This window comes from Candidatus Neomarinimicrobiota bacterium (genome assembly GCA_022560655.1).
Taxonomy (GTDB): Bacteria; Fidelibacterota; Marinisomatia; order SCGC-AAA003-L08; family TS1B11; genus JADFSS01.
Genome location: JADFSS010000012.1, coordinates 23168 through 43984 on the forward strand (window position 1 = coordinate 23168; position 20817 = coordinate 43984).

The following is a 20817-nucleotide window of genomic DNA, read 5'->3' on the forward strand; positions in this document are numbered from 1 at the left end:
GAACTTCGTGCATGATGAATGGGACTGGATCATGACGTTTGCTGATCGGGTCGGCCGCATTAAGGGATCCATTACCCTGGAAATGACCGCCCGGGCTGCCGAGCTCAGGGCCCAGGGGGTGGATGTATTGAACCTTTCGGCCGGCGAGCCCGACTTCCCCACGCCGGATCACATTATTGAGGCCGCCAAGCGAGCCATGCACGAGGGCTACACGCGTTATACGCCGGGGCCGGGCCTGCCACAGGTGCGCCAGGCCGTGGCAGAGAAGCTTGAACGGGACAATGCGGTGCGGGTGACCCCCGATCAGGTCATCGTGAGCAACGGATGCAAGCATGCGCTTTTCAACGCCAGCATGGCCCTGTTCCAGCATGGAGATGAGGTGATTATTTTCGCGCCCTACTGGGTGTCATTTCCTGAGCTCGTAAACCTAGCCGATGCCACCCCGGTGATCATCAGTACCGATCCCGAAAAGCAATTCGAGCCCCTTTTCGATGAATTGGAAGACAGCATTACGCCGCGCACCAAGGGGATTATTTTGAACTCACCCTCTAATCCCACCGGTGGAGTATGGAGCCGCGAAGCCGTTGAGCGCATCCTTGAACTGGTCCGACGCCACGACCTGTGGCTGTTTTCCGATGAGTGCTACGAGGCCCTGTCCTACGACCGGCCTTTCGAATCACCTGCCGCATTGGATCCCGATTTTGAGAAATTGCTCACCTTCCAGAGCTGCTCCAAGACTTACGCCATGACGGGCTGGCGCCTGGGTTACATGGCGGGCCCGGTCTCATTGGTCAAGGCCATGACCAAGATCCAGAGCCAGTCCACCTCATCTCCTAATTCCATCAGCCAGATGGCTGCCGTGGCCGCGCTCACTGGCGATCAGGCGATTGTGGCTGAGCGCAGGGAGGCGTTCAGGCACAGGCGGCAGATCATCGTGCAGGAACTTGCGCAGATTCCGGGCTTGTCGTGCCGGAACCCTGGGGGTGCTTTTTACGTATTCCTAGGGGTCCGGGACCTATTCGGCCAGACTGCGGCCGGCAAGACGCTCCGCAATGCGACCGATGTGACCGAATATTTTCTTGACCAGGCCCGAGTGGTGACCGTCAGTGGCGAGGGTTTTGGCGACCAGGAGCATATACGCCTGACCTATGCCGTTTCGGATGCCGATATTAGCGCCGCTACCAGCCGCATTGGCTCAGCGGTGGCACAATTAGAATAATAGGGAAGAAAAGCCATGAAAAAGGACATCCACCCCGAATACCATCTGGTGACGGCACACTGCGCCTGCGGCAACACCTTCGAGACGCGTTCCACGGCGACAGAGCTGCGCGTTGAGATCTGCAGCGCCTGCCACCCGTTTTACACCGGTAAGCAGAAGCTGGTGGACACGGCCGGCCGGGTGGAGAAATACCGGCGCAAGTATAAGCTTGAAGCGCCTGCGGAATAATCTGCCGCTGCCCCTGCTGCTGGCGGGCCAGTCCCGTATTCTTGTGGGCGGGCAGGCCGTTATCGAAGGGGTCATGATGCGTGTGCCGGGCGCCTACGCCGTGGCGGTGCGCGATCCCGAGGGCGAAATTCGCACGCGGCGGGAGGCCTTTACCTCCGCCGTGGAGCGTTGGCGCTGGCTGAAACTGCCCCTTCTGCGGGGCATGGTACATCTGTTTGAGTCGCTGAAAATCGGCCTGGCCGCCCTTAACTGGTCGGCCGACGTGGCGCTGGCTGCCGATGAGAGCAAGGCGGGCTCTGCGTCCAACGTGGGGGGCACCATTCTGGCGCTGGTGCTGGGGGCGGGACTGTTCTTTGTGGCGCCGCTGTGGATCTCCTCCCGCCTCATCGAGCTGGAGCAGCACGCCCTGGCGTTTAACCTGATCGCGGGAACCATCCGCATCACGTTCTTTTTGCTCTACCTGGCCCTTATCTCCCGCCTGCCGGATGTGCAGCGGCTGTTCCAATACCACGGCGCCGAACACATGACCGTGTTTGCGTTCGAGGCCGGCAAGCCCCTCACGGTGGACAGCATCCGCGATTACCCCACTCAGCACCCTCGCTGCGGAACCAGTTTCATTTTCATTGTGCTCGTTGCCGCGATCCTGGCATTCGCCCTCATCGATAGCATCATACTGGCGGTGACGGGTGAGATTTCACTGGGACTGCGGCTGCTGGTGCACCTGCCGCTGATTCCGCTGGTGGCTGGGTTGGGCTATGAGGCTCTCAAATTGACCTCCCGCTACCAGCACGTGGCCCTGTTCCGATGGCTGTCCAGGCCCGGAATCTGGCTGCAGTATATCACCACCAAGGCACCCGATGACGAACAGGTGGCCGTGGCGCTGAACTCACTGAAGGTAGCCTTTGGCCCCGAGCTGAGCCGGGTGGAGGGCCGCCGGTACCTCGCTGATGCCATCGGCTGAGCGGCCATGATTACCAAGCTACGCGAAATTATCCAGCGGCAGGACGACCTCACCGAGCGCATGTCCGAGCCGGAGACCGCTTCCGACCCCAAGCGCTACGCCCAGTTGGCGCGGGAACACAGCGAGCTGAGCGAAGTCGCGGACAAGGCCCGCCGCTTTGTTGACCTGGACGGGCACCGGCATGAAATCGAGGACATGCTCACGGGCGATGATGAGGAACTCAAGGTGCTGGCTGCCGAGGAACTCCCGACCCTGATTGCACAGTTGGCCGCGTTGGAGGAGGAGCTCAAGGTGCTGTTGCTGCCCCGCGATCCGGCTGATGACAAGAACACGATTCTGGAGATTCGCAGTGGCACCGGCGGTGAAGAGGCGGCCCTGTTCGCAGCCGACCTGTACCGCATGTACAGCCGCTATGCCGAGCGCCGCAACTGGGACACCGAGGTGCTGTCGCTGTCGGAATCGGAAACGGGCGGCATCAAGGAGATTATCGTCTCTGTAAAGGGCAAAGGGGCCTATGGTGACCTGAAATACGAGCGCGGCGTCCACCGGGTTCAGCGGGTGCCGGCGACCGAATCGAGCGGGCGTATCCACACCAGTGCGGCTTCGGTGGCTGTTCTTCCTGAGGCCGACCCCGTGGAAGTGAACATTGTCCAGGCCGACCTGAAAATCGACACCTACCGGGCTTCAGGCCACGGCGGACAGCACGTGAACAAGACCGACTCGGCGGTGCGCATCACCCACCTGCCGTCCGGTATCGTGGTGACGTGCCAAGACGAGAAATCGCAGCACAAGAACCGCCTGAAGGCCATGAAAGTGCTGGCCGCGCGCCTCTACGCCAAGCAGTTAGAGAAGCAGCAAAACCTCCGGGCCAAGGAGCGGCGCAGTATGGTCTCCACGGGCGATCGCAGTGCCAAAGTGCGCACCTACAATTTTCCCCAGGGGCGTGTCACCGATCACCGCATCAACCTGACCCTGTATCGGCTCAGCGAGATCACCGATGGGGACCTGCATGAGTTGATCGCCCAGCTGCGGCTGCGGGACCGGATGGATCGTCTGGCCGAGGTGTGAGCAGCGCCGCTCCTCCCCGGGGGCGCACAGCTAACGGGGCGACCCAGTGGGACATCGTAGGGCTTATCCGGTGGGCCAGCGGTTACTTTGCAGCAAAAGACATATCCAATGCACGGCTGGAAAGCGAATGGCTGCTGGCCCACGTATTGGGCCTGGAGCGGGTCGACCTTTATGTTCAGCATGACCGTCCACTGGGGCCCGGCGAGTTGGCGCAGTTCAAGGCCCTGGTGAAGCGGCGTTCAGGGGGGGAACCGTTTCAGTATATCCTGGGCAAGGCGCCCTTTTATGGCCGTGACTTTCGCGTAACGCCGGATGTGCTTATTCCCCGCCCGGAAACCGAGACCCTCATCCGCGTGCTGCACCAAAGCATGGGCGCGCCGGAGCCCGGCGCCATTCTGGATATCGGAACGGGTTCGGGTTGCCTGGCCATCACAGCGGCGCTGCTTTATCCCGAGGCCAAAGTGCTGGCGGTGGACATATCCGCGGACGCCCTCAGTCTGGCGCATGAAAACGCGCAGCGCCTGGGCGCGGACAACGTGGACTTTCAGCGGCTGGATGTTATGACGGAAGAACCCATCGGGACATTTGATGCCATCCTGTGCAATCCACCCTACGTAGCCAGCGGGGAGCTGCCCGGCCTGCAGCGGGAAATTCGCGATCATGAGCCACTCGCGGCTATCACCGATGGGGCCGATGGGCTGAGTTTTTTCCGGCGGTTGGCTGCGATCGGCGCCAACCTGCTATACGACGGGGGGCGCCTCATCATGGAGCTGGGGGGGGTGCCGCAGGCAACGGCGGTGAGCGGGATGTTTAGACAGGCAGGCTTCGCGGTCACGATCCACGACGACTTGCAGGGTGATCCGAGGGTCTGCGAGTCCCTGAAAAAATAGGCGGGGTGAAACGGCCTAGCTGATATCCTTAAATGATGCCGCCGTGACTCGCCGGTCCAGGTAGAGCCGGCGGTTGAGCTGGATGCGTCGATCGGCGCCGCTCCTGTGTTCCTGGCTGATGGCTATGACATCGATGCGCCGGATCATTACCTGTCGCCGGAGCATATCCCTGCGGCGTGCCGCGCCACTTCTTTTGTCCACTTCCGGATGCCCCTCTCGTACAGAAAAAACTGTCGGTGAACGGATATTAGCATGCGCCCACCCTATGGACGGTGATCATGGTCACAGGCATTGCGCCGGAAAGATCAAACTCCTGCTGAGCTAAAAAGGGGGCCGTGCGCAGCTGGTCAAGACCCCCTAAATTCAGCCGTGGATTTCGTCTGGGCGGCAGTCCAACTTCTCCGACCCCTTAACCTTATTTTAGGGGCCTTGGCTGTGATGATTGCTGCCACGCTGGTGCCGGCCTGGCCGGATACGGAAGCGCTTATTGGGGTGCTCGTCACTGTTCTGAGCTATAACGGTGCGGCCAACGCGCTGAACGACTACTTCGACTACCCCGCCGATAAGGTGAACCGTCCCGGCAGGCCTCTTCCCCGAGGTGGACTCCGGCGTGGTGCGGCGCTCTGGCTGGCGGTGATACTGTTTGCCATTGGCAGCCTGTTTGCCCTGCACCTGCGCCCACTGGCCACGGCCATCGCCGTGCTTATTGCCCTTCCGCTTATGGCGTTCTACTCACCGGTGCTGAAAGGATTAGCGCTGGTTGACAATGCCATTATTGCCGCGCTTCTGGGGCTCACGTTCCTGTTCGCCGGCGCAGCGTTTGGGCAGCTGCCCGCCATGTGGCCCCCGGCGGGCTTGGCCTTTGGCTTCAATCTGTTGCGTGAGCTGGTGAAGGACATTGAAGATCTGGAGGGGGACGAAGGGGTCGGCGTAAGAACGTTTCCTGTGCGCTACGGCGCAGAAGCCGCGATAAAATTGGCCTTGATTCTGACTTTAATTTTGATGTTCGGCTGCCTGTTGCCTTACATTCTGGGTGTCTATAACAGCACCTATTTGGCCGCTGTTATTATCGGGGTTGAGATACCCCTTCTGTATGCCTTCAACTACCTGGTCAAGCATCCCACTCCAGCGGGTGCGGGATGGGTGGCCAAGGTGCTGAAAGTGGACATATTTGCCGGCCTATTGGCCATTTATTTGTCAGGGATCGGCACGGGTTGACGCGGCCTCCGGGCTCGTGGAACCTTGCCGTCCATCCACTTGGGGAGCCAGCACGAATATTCGGCCCGCGCACGAGCCTCAGATTTCCAGCCACGCTGAGTGGACGGCCGATTGTGCCCGGCAGCTAACCCAGTTGCTCCGCCAGGCATGACCAACTTCGTTCACCTCCATAACCATTCCGACTATTCGCTACTGGACGGCGCCCAGACCATCGATACATTTGTCAGCACCATCGGTGATCTCAACATGAGCCGGGTCGCCATTACGGAGCATGGCAACCTGTTCAGCATGGTGCCCTTTTACCAAGCGGCGGTGAAAGCCGGTATCCAACCTATCATCGGCTGCGAGGCGTACATCGCCAAGGGTGACCACCGCAAGCAGGAGTCCACCCGTGAATCTGGCTGGGGCTACAACCATCTGGTGCTCCTGGCCCAGAATCAGACTGGCCTGCGGAACCTGGTGAAGCTGGTGTCGATCGGCTATTTGGAGGGCTTTTACTATCGACCCCGGATGGATAAGAACCTGCTGCGCAAGTATGGGGAGGGGCTGATCTGCCTGTCCGGCTGTCTGAAGGGAGAAGTCCAGGAAAAGGCCGTCAGCGGCGACCTCGACGGGGCTCGCGCGGCCGCTCTAGAATTTGCCGAGATTTTTCCTGACCGCTTTTACCTGGAAATACAGCACCACGGCATACCCGAGGAAGATGCTGCCCGGGAAGCCAACGTGAAGCTATCATCGGAACTGGGCCTGCCGCTGGTGGCCACCAACGACTGCCACTACGCCCAGAAATCCCACTGGGAGGCACACGACATCATGTTCTGCCTGGGGACCGGGAAGGCCCGTAATGATCCCAACCGCCAGCGCTATGCGACCCCAGAGTTCTATTTTAAGACCGGCGACAGCATGTACCAGATGTTCAAGGATAGCCCCCAAGCCCTGGAGAATACGGTGGCGATTGCAGAGCAATGTTCCGTGGAGCTGGACCTAGGTAAGCTGCACCTGCCACAGTTTCCCATACCCCAAGAGGCCGACACACAAGACCCAGACGACTATCTTCGGCACCAGACCCAGACTGGCCTGGGGCAAAGAATTGCGGATGTTTCGGATGAGGTGCAGGCGCGGCTTGACCATGAGCTACAGGTCATCAAGGATACCGGCTACGCGGGCTACTTCCTCATCGTGGCGGACTTCATCCGCTATGCCCGCAGCCAGAATATCCCGGTGGGACCCGGCCGGGGCAGCGCGGCGGGCAGTCTGGTGGCCTATGCACTGGGTATTACCGGTGTTAATCCCATTGAGTACGATCTGCTCTTCGAGCGCTTTCTCAATGCCGAGCGCGTTTCCATGCCGGACATTGACATCGACTTCTGCCAGGAACGCCGGGGAGAGGTCATCGATTACGTGAAGCAGCGTTACGGCGAGAACGCCGTCAGCCAGATTATCACTTTCGGTAAGCTGAAGGCGCGGTCTGTTGTTAGGGATGTTGCCCGGGTCCTGGGCATGAATTTCAGCGAGGCAGACCGGTTGGCGAAGATGATCCCCGACAGCCCCAGGATCACCATAGATCAGGCCATGGAGGAGAACGCAGAGCTGGCGCAGGCAGCCTCGGTGGATCAACTGCATCAGGACCTGTTCACGTTCAGCCGCGTGCTGGAGGGCATGAACCGCCATGCATCCACGCACGCGGCGGGAGTTGTCATTGCCCCGGGAGAGCTCACCGACTATGTAGCGCTTTACCGGAATCCAAAAACGGGCGAGGTGGCCACGCAGGCGGACATGAACGGCCTGGAAGACTTGGGCCTGCTGAAAATGGACTTCCTTGGCTTGCGCACCCTCACTGTCATTGACAAGACGGCAAAAATGCTGGCCAAAAAGGGGCTCAAAATTGATCCTGAAAAGCTACCCCTGGATGATGAAGCGACCTTCGAGCTGTTTGCCAAAGGTCAGACCACGGGCATCTTTCAGTTTGAATCTTCAGGCATGCGGGAGTTTCTCACTCGACTGCGGCCCACCAGTCTGGCCGACCTGATCGCCCTGAATGCCCTTTACCGGCCCGGGCCCATGGCCTTCATTGGTGAGTTTATCGACCGTAAGCACGGCCAACAAAAGATCGCCTATCTGCACCCCATGCTCGAGCCCATCCTGAAGGAAACCTACGGCATCATCGTCTATCAGGAGCAGGTTATGCAGATCGCCCATGCCGTGGCCGGCTTCAGCCTCGCACAAGCCGACATCATGCGCCGGGCCATGGGGAAGAAAAAGAAGGCGGAGATGGCCCGCATGCGGGCCGATTTCCTGAAAGGTGCCACAGCAAATGGCTTTGCCGATGATAAAGCCCGCCAGGTGTTTGATCTCATTGCCCGGTTTGCCAGCTACGGTTTTAACAAGAGTCACTCCACTGCTTATGCCCTGCTGGCCTATCAGACGGCCTATCTGAAAGCCCACCATCCGGCGGAATTCATGGCGGCGAATCTGTCATCGGAGATGGGCAACCCGGACCGCGTAGCCGTGTTGCTGGCGGAGGCACGCAGCATGAACCTGCAAGTGCTGCCACCAGACGTGAACCACTCCGGGCGCAATTTCAGGGTAGATAGCGAAGGCCAGATCATCTTCGGGCTCAACGCCATCAAACACGTGGGCCAGAAGGCAGCGGACATCATTAAGACCGCGCGCAAAGCTGGCGACGGGTGGAAAACTTTACCCGCATTTGCGGCAGACGTGGACATCCAGTTGGTCAACCGCAAGGCTCTAGAGTGCCTGATCAAATCAGGAGCCTGCGACAGTCTGGAAGGTACCCGGAGCCAGAAATTTGAGTCCATGGACGACGTCATCAGGTTTGCCCAAAGCGCGCAGGCCGGCGCAAATTCGAATCAGGAAAGCCTGTTCAGCGCCAGCGCCGACCTGCCCCTGATTGCCGAGCCGCCTCTGCCCCCCGTTCCATCCTGGACCGATGAGGAGCACTATGAGATGGAAAAAGAGCTCACCGGTTTTTACCTCAGCGGGCATCCCTTGGAGGCTTTCGAAGAGGATCTGGCCGAATTTTCCACGCACGAGCTGACCGTTCAGTCACCGGCGTCCGGACAGGACCAGCTCCGCCTGGGAGGACTGGTGGCTAACCTGAAATTGCACCAGACCAAGAAGGGCACGCCCATGGCCTTCTTTACACTGGAAGGATTGGTGGGCCATGCTGAAATTGTCGTCTTTTCCGATCTGTATACCCGCATTCGGGATCTGCTGACCATAGACGCCAAGGTGTTTGTTATCGGGCGGCAATCCACCCGGGGATCGTTTCCGGGTAACGGCCAGGGCAATGGCGCAACGGGCTCCAACGGCTCCCAGCCTGCAGATGGGCTGAAGGTGGTGGCTGAGGATATCCTGCCGCTGGAGGAGCTGCGGCAGCGCCTCGCCAAACGAATCAATGTGCGGCTCAGGCTGAGCAGACTGGATTCTGAGGTCATCCAGAAAATCCGTTCCCTTTCTGACCAGTATCGCGGAACGTGTGAACTTTGGTTGCACGTCGCGGATGACACCCTACCGGATGATGGGGCAGCAGGTCCTTTGCGCCGAATTCGCTCCACCGCTGTTCACGTAGCGCCTGCACAAAGTTTTCTCAACGATTTGAGGGCCCTCATCGGCGACGAAAATGTCTGGGTATCCACGTGATGATCGCCGTGCTCCAGAGGGTATCCAGAGCCCGGGTGTTCGTGCATGGGGAAGTCACCGGCGCGATTGATTTGGGACTGGTGATCCTGCTTGGCGTGCACCGCGATGATTCGGAGGAAGACAGCAGCTATCTGGTGGAAAAGACCGCCATGCTTCGTATCTTCGCAGACGATGCCGATAAAATGAACCTGTCGCTACTGGATGTGGGCGGTGGCGCCCTGGTAGTGAGTCAGTTTACGCTCCTGGGCAACTGGCGCAAGGGCCGCCGGCCAAGTTTTACCCGTGCCGCCCCACCCGATACTGGAGAGCGGCTGTACCGGCATTACATCGACAGCCTGGCCGCGCGTGGCGTGCCAGTGAGCAGCGGCAGATTCGGTGCACGGATGGAGGTCGAGCTGGTGAATGATGGTCCCGTTACATTTGTGCTGGACAGCAAGGAGCGCTGAGTGGCCCGGAAAATTCGTGTATTGATGGCCAAACCGGGGCTGGACGGTCACGACCGTGGCATCAAGGTTCTTGCGCGGGCCTTTCGGGATGCTGGCATGGAGGTCATTTATCTGGGCCTGCGCCAGAAACCGGACATGATCGTAAGGGCAGCGGTGCAGGAGGACGTGGATGTGGTCGCCCTGTCCATCCTCTCCGGAGCCCATATGACCATCTTCCCCAAGGTGCTGGAACTCATGCAAGCGGCAAGTCTGGATAATGTACTGCTCACCGGTGGCGGCATTATTCCAGCCAACGATAGGGAAGCCCTCCAAAAGCAGGGGGTGGGCCGCCTGTTCGGTCCCGGCAGCTCCATGGCAACGATCACCGAGTATATCATCGGCTGGGTGAGGGAGCACCGTATGGAAGCAACGGCCACAGGGAAAAGAACCGACGCCTGATGGCCTCAACTGGTCATGCAAGCAACGAAGCGATCCTCGCGGCAGCCCGGGCCGAGGCACTGCTGGGCGGCGGTAAGGAGCGACTGCAGACACAGCACGACAAGGGCAAACTCACTGCCCGGGAGCGGCTGGACCTCTTTCTGGACGAGGGTTCGTTCACCGAGCTGGACATGTTTGTCCGTCACCATTCACATGAATTGGGGCTGGAGAATAATCGGCCACTGGGTGACGGTGTCGTCACCGGCTATGGCACTGTGGACGGACGGAAGGTATTCGTATTTGCCCACGACTTCACCGTGTTTGGCGGTTCGCTCTCTGAGTCATTTGCCGGGAAGATTTGCAAGATCATGGACCTGGCCATGAAAGTGGGCGTGCCGGTGATTGCATTCAACGACAGTGGCGGAGCGCGCATTCAGGAAGGGGTGGTGAGCCTGGGAGGATACGCCGACATTTTCCTGCGCAACACGCTGGCCAGCGGCGTCATCCCCCAGATCAGCCTGGTACTGGGCCCCTGTGCCGGCGGTGCCGTCTATTCACCAGCCATAACCGACTTCATCATCATGGTCAAGGGCACCAGCCATATGTTTGTCACCGGACCCAATGTGGTCAAGACGGTGACCCACGAGGAGGTCTCGTTCGAGGAGCTGGGCGGGGCCGAGACTCACGCCACCAAGAGCGGCGTCGCTCACTTCGCCTGCGAGAATGAGGTGGAGGCCATCGGCTACGCGCGGCAGCTGCTCAGCTACCTGCCGCAGAACAACCTGGAGAGCGCGCCGCGGGTCAACACCAATGATCCTGGCAGCCGTGAGGAGGTCGCCCTGGACAGCCTGGTGCCGGAAAACCCCAACAAACCTTACGATATGCACCTGGTCATCGAAGCGGTGGTGGACCAGGCGGAATTTCTCGAGGTTCACCGCCAGTTCGCCGCCAACCTTATTGTGGGGTTCGCGCGCATTGAGGGCAGAGCGGTGGGTATCGTAGCCAACCAGCCCGCACATCTGGCTGGAGTTCTGGACATTGACGCCGCCACCAAGGGGGCGCGCTTCGTGCGCTTCTGTGATGCTTTCAACATTCCATTGGTCACATTCGTGGACGTCCCAGGTTTCCTGCCGGGAACCGATCAGGAATGGCGGGGCATTATCCGGCAGGGAGCCAAGCTGCTGTTTGCCTACTGCGAAGCGACGGTTCCCAAACTGACCATCATCACGCGGAAGGCGTACGGCGGCGCTTACGACGTGATGAGCTCGAAGCACATTCGCGGTGATATCAATTTGGCCTGGCCAGGCGCCGAGCTGGCAGTGATGGGACCCCGGGGTGCCGTGGAGGTGCTGTGGAAGCGGGACATTGAGGCCGCCGACGATCCTGAGGCCCTCACCAACAAACTGATTCAGGAGTACCGGGAGATGTTCGCCAATCCATACGTGGCCGCCGAACGGGGGTTTCTCGACGACATCATCCTCCCCCGGCAAACGCGGCCCCGCCTGGCCGCCGCGCTGAGCATGCTGGCAACCAAAGTGGATACCAATCCACGCAAGAAGCACGGCAATATTCCACTGTGAGCGAAGCAGGCCTACACCAGCCGGAAACGTTGAGCCGGCAGGAGCGGAAGCGGCGGCTGGAACACCACTTCGCATCGAATTTCGATTCGCTGGCCTACCCTCTGCTGGCCGAGTTCTACTTCGCCGAGGGTGACTCGAAGCGGGCGCGCAAGGTTTGCGCCATCGGCCTTAAGCAGCACCCCAATCATGCGCTCGGTTTGTACATGTTGGCGAAGTTGACCATTCGTGAAGGCCAGCTGGAGAAGACTGAGGAACTGCTGCAGCTGGCATTGGCTAGCGACAGCCACCATGTGGAAGCGGCCGAATTGCTGGTGGCGGTGCAGGAGCGCCTGAAACGCCAGGGATCCATTCTTGAGCAGGCCTATCGCCAATTATTGGTAGCAAATCCGCTGAGCCGGGGCGCCCGGCAAAGACTTGAACGCATTGAGGCGGACCGGAACATGGTGCTGGAAGTAACGGCCCACCTGCAGGTCGAAGAGACCGGTGAAGAGCCCCCACTTGGCGCCGCCAGAAACAGCACGGCAGCCATAGCGCCACCGCGGAAGCAAACGGCCACGCCGAAGAAACAGGGTGACGTTGCCCCCGGTGCTCCTCCCGTGCGGAGTTCGACCCCAGCAAAGGTTGCGGCACCTACGGAACAGGCTCATCAGGCAGCTGGGGATGAGTTGACCTGGGAAGCCAACATCAAACGCCTGGGCGCGACTGTATCTCTGACAGGCGCGCAACAGGCCGAGTTGGAGGGGCCCACCCCTGACAGCGAGCCTGAGTCCCCCGCTGAGCCGGCAGCCGCACCCGAGGTTATTCCCGCTATGCTCAAGCCCCCAGCGCCGCCCATCGATGTAGGTCCCACTGGTACTGGACAGGCCAAACAGTCAGTTGCCCCTGCTACCGGACCGATGACAGCAGAACGGACCCATGGGGAGTCGCCGTACACCGGGGATGAGGTCGCGGACAAGTCCACGGACGTGAAGCCATCAATGGTCAGCGGTAAAGGGGCGGGGCGGGAAGATCGAATGGCCCCTGCCAGCGTCGCGCGAGAGCCGATCAGCATGGAATCGGGCTCCCTGGAAATGGGTATTGGCGCCGACGAAAACACTGCACAGCCGGGCGGGGTGCGCACTAATCAAGAGGAGAGTCAAGCGGCTACGGAGGTGCTTGAGTCTTTAGCGATAGCGACACTGGAAACGGAGCCAGAGGAACTGTTGGCGGTGCTGGATGACAGGGCGCCGGACGAGCTCAGCTCCACGACCGAAACTTTCGAGCCGGGGGCGGATGCAGAGCCTACAACCGAAAGCATGGATCCCGACCAGATCGAGGACACCATGACTGCCCTGGAAGAGGCGGAACGGAATGGCTCCAGAAGTATCTGGCCTGGTGAACATGACCTGCCGGAGTCAGATGAACTCCCCGGCGGAGACCCGACCCGCCGCGGACCCGAGGACAGTTTGCAGGCCGCCCCGCCCGTATTGCCGGCAGACCAGCTGGGGCCGGTCCCCGCGATGGAAGGAGAAGACGAGCCAGCCTCGGCAGCTTTGGCGCTGGATGACAATCTCGATCCGGGCGGCGGCGAGTCGCCTGCGTCGAGTAAGTCCGTTGAAGAAATTGACACCGACGGGACCGTCGCACTGCCAATGCGGGGCACCCCCTTTCAGCCTGGCGATACCGAGTTACCCTCCTCCGCCAGCCTGGCCCCCGCTGAATCGACCGATGTTGACGTTACCCTTGCAGACCAGCATACCCGAGCCCACCCGGCCGAGGCTGGCGAAGCGCATGAGGATGCCGATAGCGATCAAGAGTTGCGGGACGAAGTCAATTCGGAGACTTTTGAGCAGGCCAGCCCTGATAATGACGTAGAGGGCGAAACACCCGCGCTGGAAGAACAGACCGAGGACGGCGGGCTGGACGAAATCAGGGGCACACCTGAGCAGGAGTCCCCTTTCCAGCCCGGCGATGCAGCAGCTGCTTCACCTACCTACCAGTCGACCATCGCCGGCTCAGATCACGAGGACGAAGACATCGATCTGATGCCGGAGGGCGCGCGCTCCCCCATGGCGGGCGGACCAACCACTGAGGATGAAGCGGAGCTCGAGCAGGCGCTCACCGCCGATTCGGAGGCCACCGATCTCGACGGCGATACCCCCGGTGATGACGACACGACTGAGGTCGGCGATCGTGAAAACGCTAATGGAGACGAGGCCAACGAAACCCCTTTCCAGCCCGGTGAGGCCGCAGCTGCATCACCTGCTTTCCAGTCGACCATCACCAGCTCAGATCACGAGGACGAAGACATCGATCTGATGCCGGAGGGCGCGCGCTCCCCCGTGGCAGGCGGAGCCACCACTGGGGATGAAGCGGAGCTCGAGCAGGCGGCCGCCGCCGATTCGGAGACCACCGCTATCGACGGCGATACTCCCGGTGAGGACGACACGACTGAGGTCGGCGATCGTGAACACGCTGACGGAGACGAGGCCAACGAAACCCCTTTCCAGCCCGGCGATACCGAGTCGCCCTCCTCCGCCAGCCTGGCCCCCGCTGAATCGACCGATGTTGACGTTACCGGTGCAGACCAGCATACCCGAGCCCACCCCGCCGAGGCTGGCGAAGCGGATGAGGATGCCGATAGCGATCAAGAGTTGCGGGACGAAGTCAATTCGGAGACTCTGGAGCAGGCCAGCCCTGATGGTGATGTTGAGGGAGAAACACCTGCGCTGGAAGAACAGACCGAGGACGGCGGGCTGGATGAAATCAGGGCCACACCTGAGCAGGAGTCCCCTTTCCAGCCTGGCGATGAAACAGCTGCCTCATCCGCTTTCCAGTCGACCATCACCAGCTCAGATCACGAGGACGAAGACATCGATCTGATGCCGGAGGGCGCGCGCTCCCCCGTGGCAGGCGGAGCAACCACTGAGGATGAAGCGGAGCTCGAGCAGGCGCTCACCGCCGATTCGGAGACCACCGATATCGACGGCGATACCCCCGGTGATGACGACACGACTGAGGCCGGCGATCGTGAACACGCCAATGGAGACGAGGCCAACGAAACCCCTTTCCAACCCGGTGAGGCCGCCACGCCCACAGCCACAGATCAGCTCCGCCGGGAAGAAGCAGCGATGGAAGGTGAGCAGGACCTGATTGAGGCCGGTCAGGAGCGTGTGTTAACGGCAGATAAGCGAGTGTCCGATTCGAAGGCCGACCCGTTGGAGGTGGCCGACTCTCATGCCCTGGACCAAGACATCAGTTCCGGCGAGGCCGACGGAATAACGCCGGGGGCCACTGACGACACCGAGCGTGACAGCGCCATCACCGAGATACCTGAGCCTGCCTTCCGACCGGGCCAGGATACCACACCTGGCGGTGAAGCTCAGCTTCCGGAACAGTCGTCTGCCAGCGAGTCCATTGACAGCGGTCAGGCTCCGGAGTCTGCATCACCAGATGATCAGTCTGCCCACAATCAAGGAATGGGTGCTGATGACTTGATGACCGGAAGCGAGTCCAGGACTCCCGATTCTGAGGAAGATCATACCCGGCCCGGGGGGGATACGCCGAGCCTGGATGCCACGCTTGGTACCGATGATGCCCCCGAGCCAGCTGCCAGCAGCGATGATGCTACGGAGGCTGTCTTCCAGCCTGGTGAAGCAACGGGGCTGCCCGCCGACGGATTGACGCAGGAGACGCAAGCTGACATCACTCCTGCCGCTACGCCGTTACAGGGGGAGTCCTATCCTCATGATGTTGCGCCACGGGATCAGGATCGTGGTGAAGAGCGGGATTCATCTGCGACGTACGCATCAGATACCGAAAAAATGTCCGGCGATCGTGAAGCACTGGATGGCGAGACCCCCAGCGAGGATGAGTCGAGTGAGGCAAGCGGGATTGAGGTCGGGGACGATGCTGAAGGTGCGCCAGCCCCCTTCCAGCCTGGGACGGGGTCCTCGACGGTTGCTCGTGACGAGGTAGTGCCTGGCGGCGAGGGGAGCGATACCGAGGGCGCTGACGTGGCCGCAGCGGATCCCTTTGAATCGGATGGGCCGGTCGACGCAGAACACACCGCCGGGTCTGTCAGCGCTGATGCTGACGGCGGTACGGTTGCTGTTCAGCCCCAGAAGGATGAGCCCTTGCCAGGCGCCGAGTCCGGTGGCGACGCTACGCCCGAACCTGAAGCTGTGCCCGAGGATGGGCCCGGTCTCGATGGCAATAATGATGAGACATTTCAGCCAGGAAAATCCGCGGTCAGTGAAGGTGACGGGCTACCGCAAGGCGAGTCCAAGGAGCAAACATCCCCCGATGAGCTTGTTCGTGCCGGAGGCGGACCCGACGCCGAAACGACTCTGAATGACGATGCCGAAAATGACCGGGCCGTACTCGACCGTAAGGACCTTGTGACCGGAACCCCCGCGGACGAAGCCAACCTGGATTCAGGGACGGCTGACCCGGATCGTGGCGCCGACAGCGAAGTGGCCCTGGATAGCGATGATCTGGGCGCAGCACCCTTTGAGCCTGGCGACAAGTCAGAAGCAGCCGAAGAGTCGCCCAGCGAGGTGGATAGTTCGCAGGAGGCAGAGCGCGCAGGCGGGGATGATTCACAAGAGCCCTACCGGTCCGATATCGTCATGCTTGAGAAGGCAGCAGATCAGGAGGCCGAAGACCTGGACAAGCTGGCCCACGCGGGCGGGGACATGCCTGGAGAGCGGTTTGAGCCTACCCGGATCAAGCCTAAAGCTCCTGACGACGCGCCGGAGACGGACGACGAAACAGTCACGACTGAAAGGGAAGCCGACCAGGAAGAGGCTGATGCCGAACGTGACGCTCTGCAGATTGATCCCAAGCTGGCCACCTTTACTCTGGCGACCATTTACAAGGTGCAGGGACTGTATCATCAGGCCCTACAGGTGCTGGATATGCTGGAGGAAAAGGGCGCTGATCCGGAACGCATCAACGCCGAGCGCGATTCCATCCGCAAAGTGATGACCTCCGACACGAAATCGGAATGACCCCCACACAGCAACGCCTGGCCCGGCTCAGGTTGCGGCTGGCGGAACAGGGGTTGTCCAACTTGCTGGTTACCAATCTCACCAGCATTCGCTACCTGACCGGCTTTAGCGGTTCAGCCGGCATGGCTCTCATCAAGGAGGAGGAGGCGCATTTCTTCTCTGATGGTCGCTATCAGGAGCAGGCGCGCCAACAGGTTTCCGGCTACCAAATTCATATTGACGCAGGGACTGCTCAGACCCAGGCTCCGGGACTGGCTGGCTTTATTCAGGGGTTGGACCTCATTGACGCCGCACAGCACATTGCCTTTGAGGCAGACCATCTGACCGTGGCGGCTCTGAATCAGTGGCAGGAACTGTTCCCGCAGGTCACCTGGGTCGAGACAGCGGGCATGGTATCCGACCTGGCGGTGGTGAAGGATGACGAGGAGCTGGCCGCCTTGAAGCAGGCCGTCGCCATTACGGACCGGGTGTTTGAGTCGCTCCTGGAGGCGCTACGGCCAGGGGCTGTGGAGCGGCAGGTGGCCGCCCGCATCTCCTACCTCATCAAGCACCACGGCGGCGACAGTGACAGTTTCGAGCCCATCGTGGCCAGTGGCTGGCGGGGCGCCTTGCCCCATGCACGCCCCTCGGACAAAGTCTTTGAGCGGGGTGACTTCGTGGTGCTGGACTTCGGCGCCCGATTTGGCGGCTACCACGCCGACATGACCCGTACCGTCTGTGTCTCGTCGGCCAGCGACCGCCATCACGAGATCTACGACATCGTGCTGGAGGCCCAGCGCCTGGGAATCGCCGCTGCCCATGACGGGGTGCCTACGGCCGATGTGGACGCCGCGTGCCGGAACTATATCGAAGCCAAGGGTTTTGGCGACTATTTCATCCACGGCACTGGCCACGGGGTGGGACTAGAGGTTCACACGGCGCCACGCCTGTCGAGACAAAGCCGTGAAGTGCTGGCAGCGAATATGGTGGTGACGGTGGAGCCGGGCATTTATATCCCGGATTGGGGCGGCGTGCGCATCGAGGATGACATCCTTGTCGGCCTCGACGGCAGCGCCCCACTCAACAAATCGACGAAAGAATTACTGGTAGTTGGTTAGTATAGTCGGTTAACAATTATTGCCCATCGGCAGGCACGGGTTCGCCCAGGTCATTGCCTGGTGATTCGGTGCCACCGCTGCCGTTTTGCCCGCTAGCATGCGGGACCTCAGACTGACCATCATCCAGAAGCTGCTTCAGGCGCGCCAGCATGATGGTCAGATCTATCATGTCCATAAAGTGGTTGACGGTACGACCACCATTCTCAGCCAACAAATCCTCTAGCTCCGCCTTGCCCAGGACTACGCCGGCGTGTTCGGCCCTATCGCCCGCTATCGTGCTCCTTACGTCCTTCATCATGAGCTGCACCATTGACATGATATCCGCCTCCCGCAGGAAAGGTGAAGCCGTATTGCGGCTGACTTGGGAGACACCCAACCTCAAATGCGCTACATAGGCACGCCTCAGCGGGCGCGCCTCCGAGGCGTCATACTGAAGATCACGATAATGTGATTCAAGCTCAAGTGATTGGGCTGAGGCAGGATTTGAGGCCGCCACGGCGAGCTGGCCACCCTCGGTGGTCGCGCGCTTATCTGCCAGCCTCTGACCACGGGGGTCTGCCAGCGCCTTCATTTGTCCAGGCGTCAAACCCACCTTTGACAGCGAAACGGCGAGAGGGGAGAGCTGGGTGGATACACCGGGCTGCTCAGCAACTGAGGGCGCGAAATGCCGAGAACGACCTGCCGGGCGTAATCCCCGCAACGGCTGGGGCTTTTGCAGAGCATCCTTCCCCAACAGTAGCATGGCGCTCATTCGAACTGATTCAACCGAATTGTGCATGCTATTCATCCGAACTCTCTACATCCACTTATCGGCGCGCCCAGCCCTATTATAACCCAAAAGATGCGTTTTCGTGAGATCATTTCCAGTGTGCATGGGGGGATAACAAAATCTATCACCCCAGCGATTAAATTCAGACACCATGCCGCAGCGCCATTCCAAGCCAGATTTGAACATCTATCAGGATGCGGCCAGGTACGACGCTGAAAACTGGTGGAAGACTGACGACCTGGCGTTCTGGGGCGAGATGGCACGTGAATTTGGCCCCAACGTGCTGGAGCTGGCTGCGGGCACCGCCCGTCTGGCCCCTACCATCCTGGATTCCGGGGCCAGCTATACCGGACTTGACGCGGCCACGGAGCTTTTGCAGCGTGCCGGCAGCAAGGTGGCAGAGTACGGTGAGAGGGCCCGGTTGCTGGAGGGCGACATGCGCCAATTTGACCTGGGCAATACCTTCGACCTGATTATTATCGCCTTCAACTCGTTCCTGCACCTGCTTACCGATGAGGATGCGCTGGCGGCCCTGGCATGCATTCGCCGGCATTGCCACGCCCATACGCGCTTTGCTCTTGACATATTCGTGCCCGACCCGCTATTTCTATATCGCCCGGAAGGCCAAAAAGTCCCCGCCAAGATCTATACCGACCCCGCCACCGGTGCCAAGGTCAACGTGATGGAAACCAATCGCTATGAACCGGGCACCGATCTCAACCAACTACGCTGGTACTATTCCACGGCGGACAACCCGGATTTCCTGGTGCTGGACTTCACCTTGCGCATGATCTTTCCCGATACCATGGACCGCCTCCTGCATGATGCCGGATTCCGGGTGCTGGAGAAATGGGGAGACTACCGGCGGACGCCACTCAACAGCGGAAGTGCGCTACAGATTTATATGGCCGAGCGTGCGGGTTGATTCGGTGGGGACTGATTAGGGCGCCAGAAGCGGCGCTGCTAGATCAACATTTGAAATGCGCGCGGCATCATCTTCACGTGCAGGGGGCCGGCTGCAGTTAGTTCGCCATCGATATTGTTCCGCTCGTCCTTCTCGGGTATGATGGAAAACTCCGCTGTTTGAACATACTCAAGCAGCGGCGAGTTCACGTGCGAACCGTCGAAGACCTTGGGCAGCAGACGCAGGATTTTCAGTCGCGGGGCCGCACGGACAATGATCAGATCGATGAGTCCATCGGACACGTCTGCGCGGGGCGCCATGCGCATCCCCTTGCCAGTATAAGGCGTATTGCACCCCAGTATGAAACTGAAGCGATCGGTAGAATCGCGGCCATCGAAAATGAGGCGCGCCCGCCGCCGCCGGCCCTTGAGCACTTCCAGTGCGCTTGCCAGGGTGTAGCGTGTTTCCCCCAGCCAGCGGAGCTTCTCCGAAGTAGCCAGTACGTCGGCAACCAGCCCCCAACCCACGATGTTAAACGCATAGATGGTCTGATCACCCAGGGAGACGTGCGCAGCGTCGATGGCCCGAGCGTTGCCGGCGACAATTCGCCGGGCAGCATCGACGGGGTCCAGGCATTCAAACCCATGCAGAAAGGCATTGCCGCTACCGGCGGGAATCATGGCCAAAGGGAGTGCAGGCTTGTCCGGCCGGGACAGCAGACCGTTCACCGCCTCGTGCATGGTGCCGTCGCCACCCACAACGCAGAACGCGTCCAGCTCACTGGTGTCCAGCTGCCGCACCAGGTCGGCCGCGTGGCCGGCGTGCCGGGTCTCATGGATTGTGAGGGCGACATCGGCGGCCTCGAAGATGGGCATGAGACTGCGCAGGATGGACGGCCCGCGGCCGCCACCGCTATGGGGATTGACTGCGATCCAGAGGCGCCGGGGGATCATGTACCCACTCGATTAACCGAGTTGCCGAAGCCTACTTTAGTATGACCAGTTTGCGCGTTACGGCAAGATTGCCTTGCCGCAGACGATACAGATAAAGGCCCGATCCAACGCCCTCCCCGGCCCAACTGGCCTGATGGCGTCCCCTGGTCTGGACCTCATTCACAAGGGTCGCAACCCACCGCCCAGCGATATCGTAGACCGTCAGCGTAACCTGTCCTGACTGGGAAAGGTCGTACCGAAGCGTCGTGCCTGCGTTGAAGGGATTGGGAAAGTTCTGCGCCAGCTGGATTTGGCTGGGCAGGGGATCGGCGGAGGGACGGGTATCGACCGCGACCCAGTCCACCTCCAGCACGTAGAGTCCGGTTTGCATGTCGGAAGCAATGATTTTGCCCGATTCGAAGTAGGGATAGACCGAC

At 60.6% G+C, this 20817-nt stretch carries 17 protein-coding genes; 13 read left to right on the forward strand and 4 right to left on the reverse strand.

What is annotated here, in order from left to right; all coding sequences use genetic code 11:
• The first annotated feature begins 31 nt into the window (after window positions 1–31).
• Genes IH971_03435 through prmC form a run of 5 tightly spaced genes read left to right on the forward strand, consistent with a single transcriptional unit; the run spans window position 32 to window position 4366 of the window.
• The gene (locus IH971_03435) at window positions 32–1219 is read left to right on the forward strand and encodes a pyridoxal phosphate-dependent aminotransferase (protein MCH7496887.1); all 1188 of its coding nucleotides are present in this window, start codon (window positions 32–34) and stop codon (window positions 1217–1219) included.
• Window positions 1220–1234: 15 nt separating this feature from the next.
• Entirely contained in the window at window positions 1235–1447 is a 213-nt protein-coding gene (gene rpmE / locus IH971_03440) for a 50S ribosomal protein L31 (protein ID MCH7496888.1), read from the forward strand.
• Window positions 1428–2408 carry a DUF1385 domain-containing protein gene (locus IH971_03445; GenBank protein MCH7496889.1) on the forward strand — a complete coding sequence of 327 codons (981 nt, stop codon included), beginning with the start codon at window positions 1428–1430 and terminating at the stop codon, window positions 2406–2408. The genes rpmE and IH971_03445 overlap by 20 nt, the downstream gene beginning before the upstream one ends.
• A 6-nt stretch (window positions 2409–2414) precedes the next feature.
• The gene (gene prfA / locus IH971_03450) at window positions 2415–3476 is read left to right on the forward strand and encodes a peptide chain release factor 1 (protein MCH7496890.1); all 1062 of its coding nucleotides are present in this window, start codon (window positions 2415–2417) and stop codon (window positions 3474–3476) included.
• A complete protein-coding gene (gene prmC, locus IH971_03455) occupies window positions 3473–4366 on the forward strand; it encodes a peptide chain release factor N(5)-glutamine methyltransferase (GenBank protein MCH7496891.1) in 894 nt (297 codons plus the stop codon). The genes prfA and prmC overlap by 4 nt, the downstream gene beginning before the upstream one ends.
• A 15-nt stretch (window positions 4367–4381) precedes the next feature.
• Here the strand turns inward: prmC and IH971_03460 are convergent, their stop codons facing one another.
• Window positions 4382–4567 carry a hypothetical protein gene (locus tag IH971_03460; GenBank protein ID MCH7496892.1) on the reverse strand — a complete coding sequence of 62 codons (186 nt, stop codon included), beginning with the start codon at window positions 4565–4567 and terminating at the stop codon, window positions 4382–4384.
• 237 nt (window positions 4568–4804) lie between these two features.
• On the opposite strand from IH971_03460, the gene IH971_03465 reads away from it, so the two are divergent.
• The 7 genes from IH971_03465 to IH971_03495 all read left to right on the forward strand — a co-directional run bounded on the left by IH971_03465 (window position 4805) and on the right by IH971_03495 (window position 17775).
• Window positions 4805–5584: a geranylgeranylglycerol-phosphate geranylgeranyltransferase gene (locus IH971_03465; protein ID MCH7496893.1), complete on the forward strand. Its 780-nt coding sequence runs from the start codon at window positions 4805–4807 to the stop codon at window positions 5582–5584.
• A gap of 147 nt (window positions 5585–5731) precedes the next feature.
• Window positions 5732–9244: a DNA polymerase III subunit alpha gene (dnaE, locus tag IH971_03470; GenBank protein ID MCH7496894.1), complete on the forward strand. Its 3513-nt coding sequence runs from the start codon at window positions 5732–5734 to the stop codon at window positions 9242–9244.
• The gene (locus IH971_03475) at window positions 9244–9690 is read left to right on the forward strand and encodes a D-tyrosyl-tRNA(Tyr) deacylase (protein MCH7496895.1); all 447 of its coding nucleotides are present in this window, start codon (window positions 9244–9246) and stop codon (window positions 9688–9690) included. The genes dnaE and IH971_03475 overlap by 1 nt, the downstream gene beginning before the upstream one ends.
• A complete protein-coding gene (locus IH971_03480) occupies window positions 9691–10128 on the forward strand; it encodes a cobalamin B12-binding domain-containing protein (GenBank protein ID MCH7496896.1) in 438 nt (145 codons plus the stop codon).
• On the forward strand, window positions 10128–11687 hold the full coding sequence (locus IH971_03485) for an acyl-CoA carboxylase subunit beta (protein MCH7496897.1): 1560 nt from the start codon (window positions 10128–10130) through the stop codon (window positions 11685–11687). Before IH971_03480 ends, IH971_03485 begins: the two co-directional genes overlap by 1 nt.
• Window positions 11684–16678, forward strand: coding sequence for a hypothetical protein (locus tag IH971_03490; protein ID MCH7496898.1), 4995 nt, complete (start codon window positions 11684–11686; stop codon window positions 16676–16678). Before IH971_03485 ends, IH971_03490 begins: the two co-directional genes overlap by 4 nt.
• Entirely contained in the window at window positions 16675–17775 is a 1101-nt protein-coding gene (locus IH971_03495; protein MCH7496899.1) for an aminopeptidase P family protein, read from the forward strand. The genes IH971_03490 and IH971_03495 overlap by 4 nt, the downstream gene beginning before the upstream one ends.
• 16 nt (window positions 17776–17791) lie before the next feature.
• Here the strand turns inward: IH971_03495 and IH971_03500 are convergent, their stop codons facing one another.
• A complete protein-coding gene (locus IH971_03500; GenBank protein ID MCH7496900.1) occupies window positions 17792–18346 on the reverse strand; it encodes a hypothetical protein in 555 nt (184 codons plus the stop codon).
• Between the two features lie 349 nt (window positions 18347–18695).
• On the opposite strand from IH971_03500, the gene IH971_03505 reads away from it, so the two are divergent.
• Window positions 18696–19469, forward strand: a complete 774-nt coding sequence (locus tag IH971_03505; protein MCH7496901.1) for a class I SAM-dependent methyltransferase — start codon at window positions 18696–18698, stop codon at window positions 19467–19469.
• A gap of 38 nt (window positions 19470–19507) precedes the next feature.
• On the opposite strand, the gene IH971_03510 is transcribed toward IH971_03505, so the two are convergent.
• Together IH971_03510 and IH971_03515 are read right to left on the reverse strand one after the other, a co-directional pair.
• The gene (locus IH971_03510; protein MCH7496902.1) at window positions 19508–20401 is read right to left on the reverse strand and encodes a diacylglycerol kinase family lipid kinase; all 894 of its coding nucleotides are present in this window, start codon (window positions 20399–20401) and stop codon (window positions 19508–19510) included.
• Between the two features lie 31 nt (window positions 20402–20432).
• Window positions 20433–20817 (reverse strand): T9SS type A sorting domain-containing protein (locus tag IH971_03515; GenBank protein ID MCH7496903.1); only part of this gene is annotated, 385 nt, incomplete at its 5' end.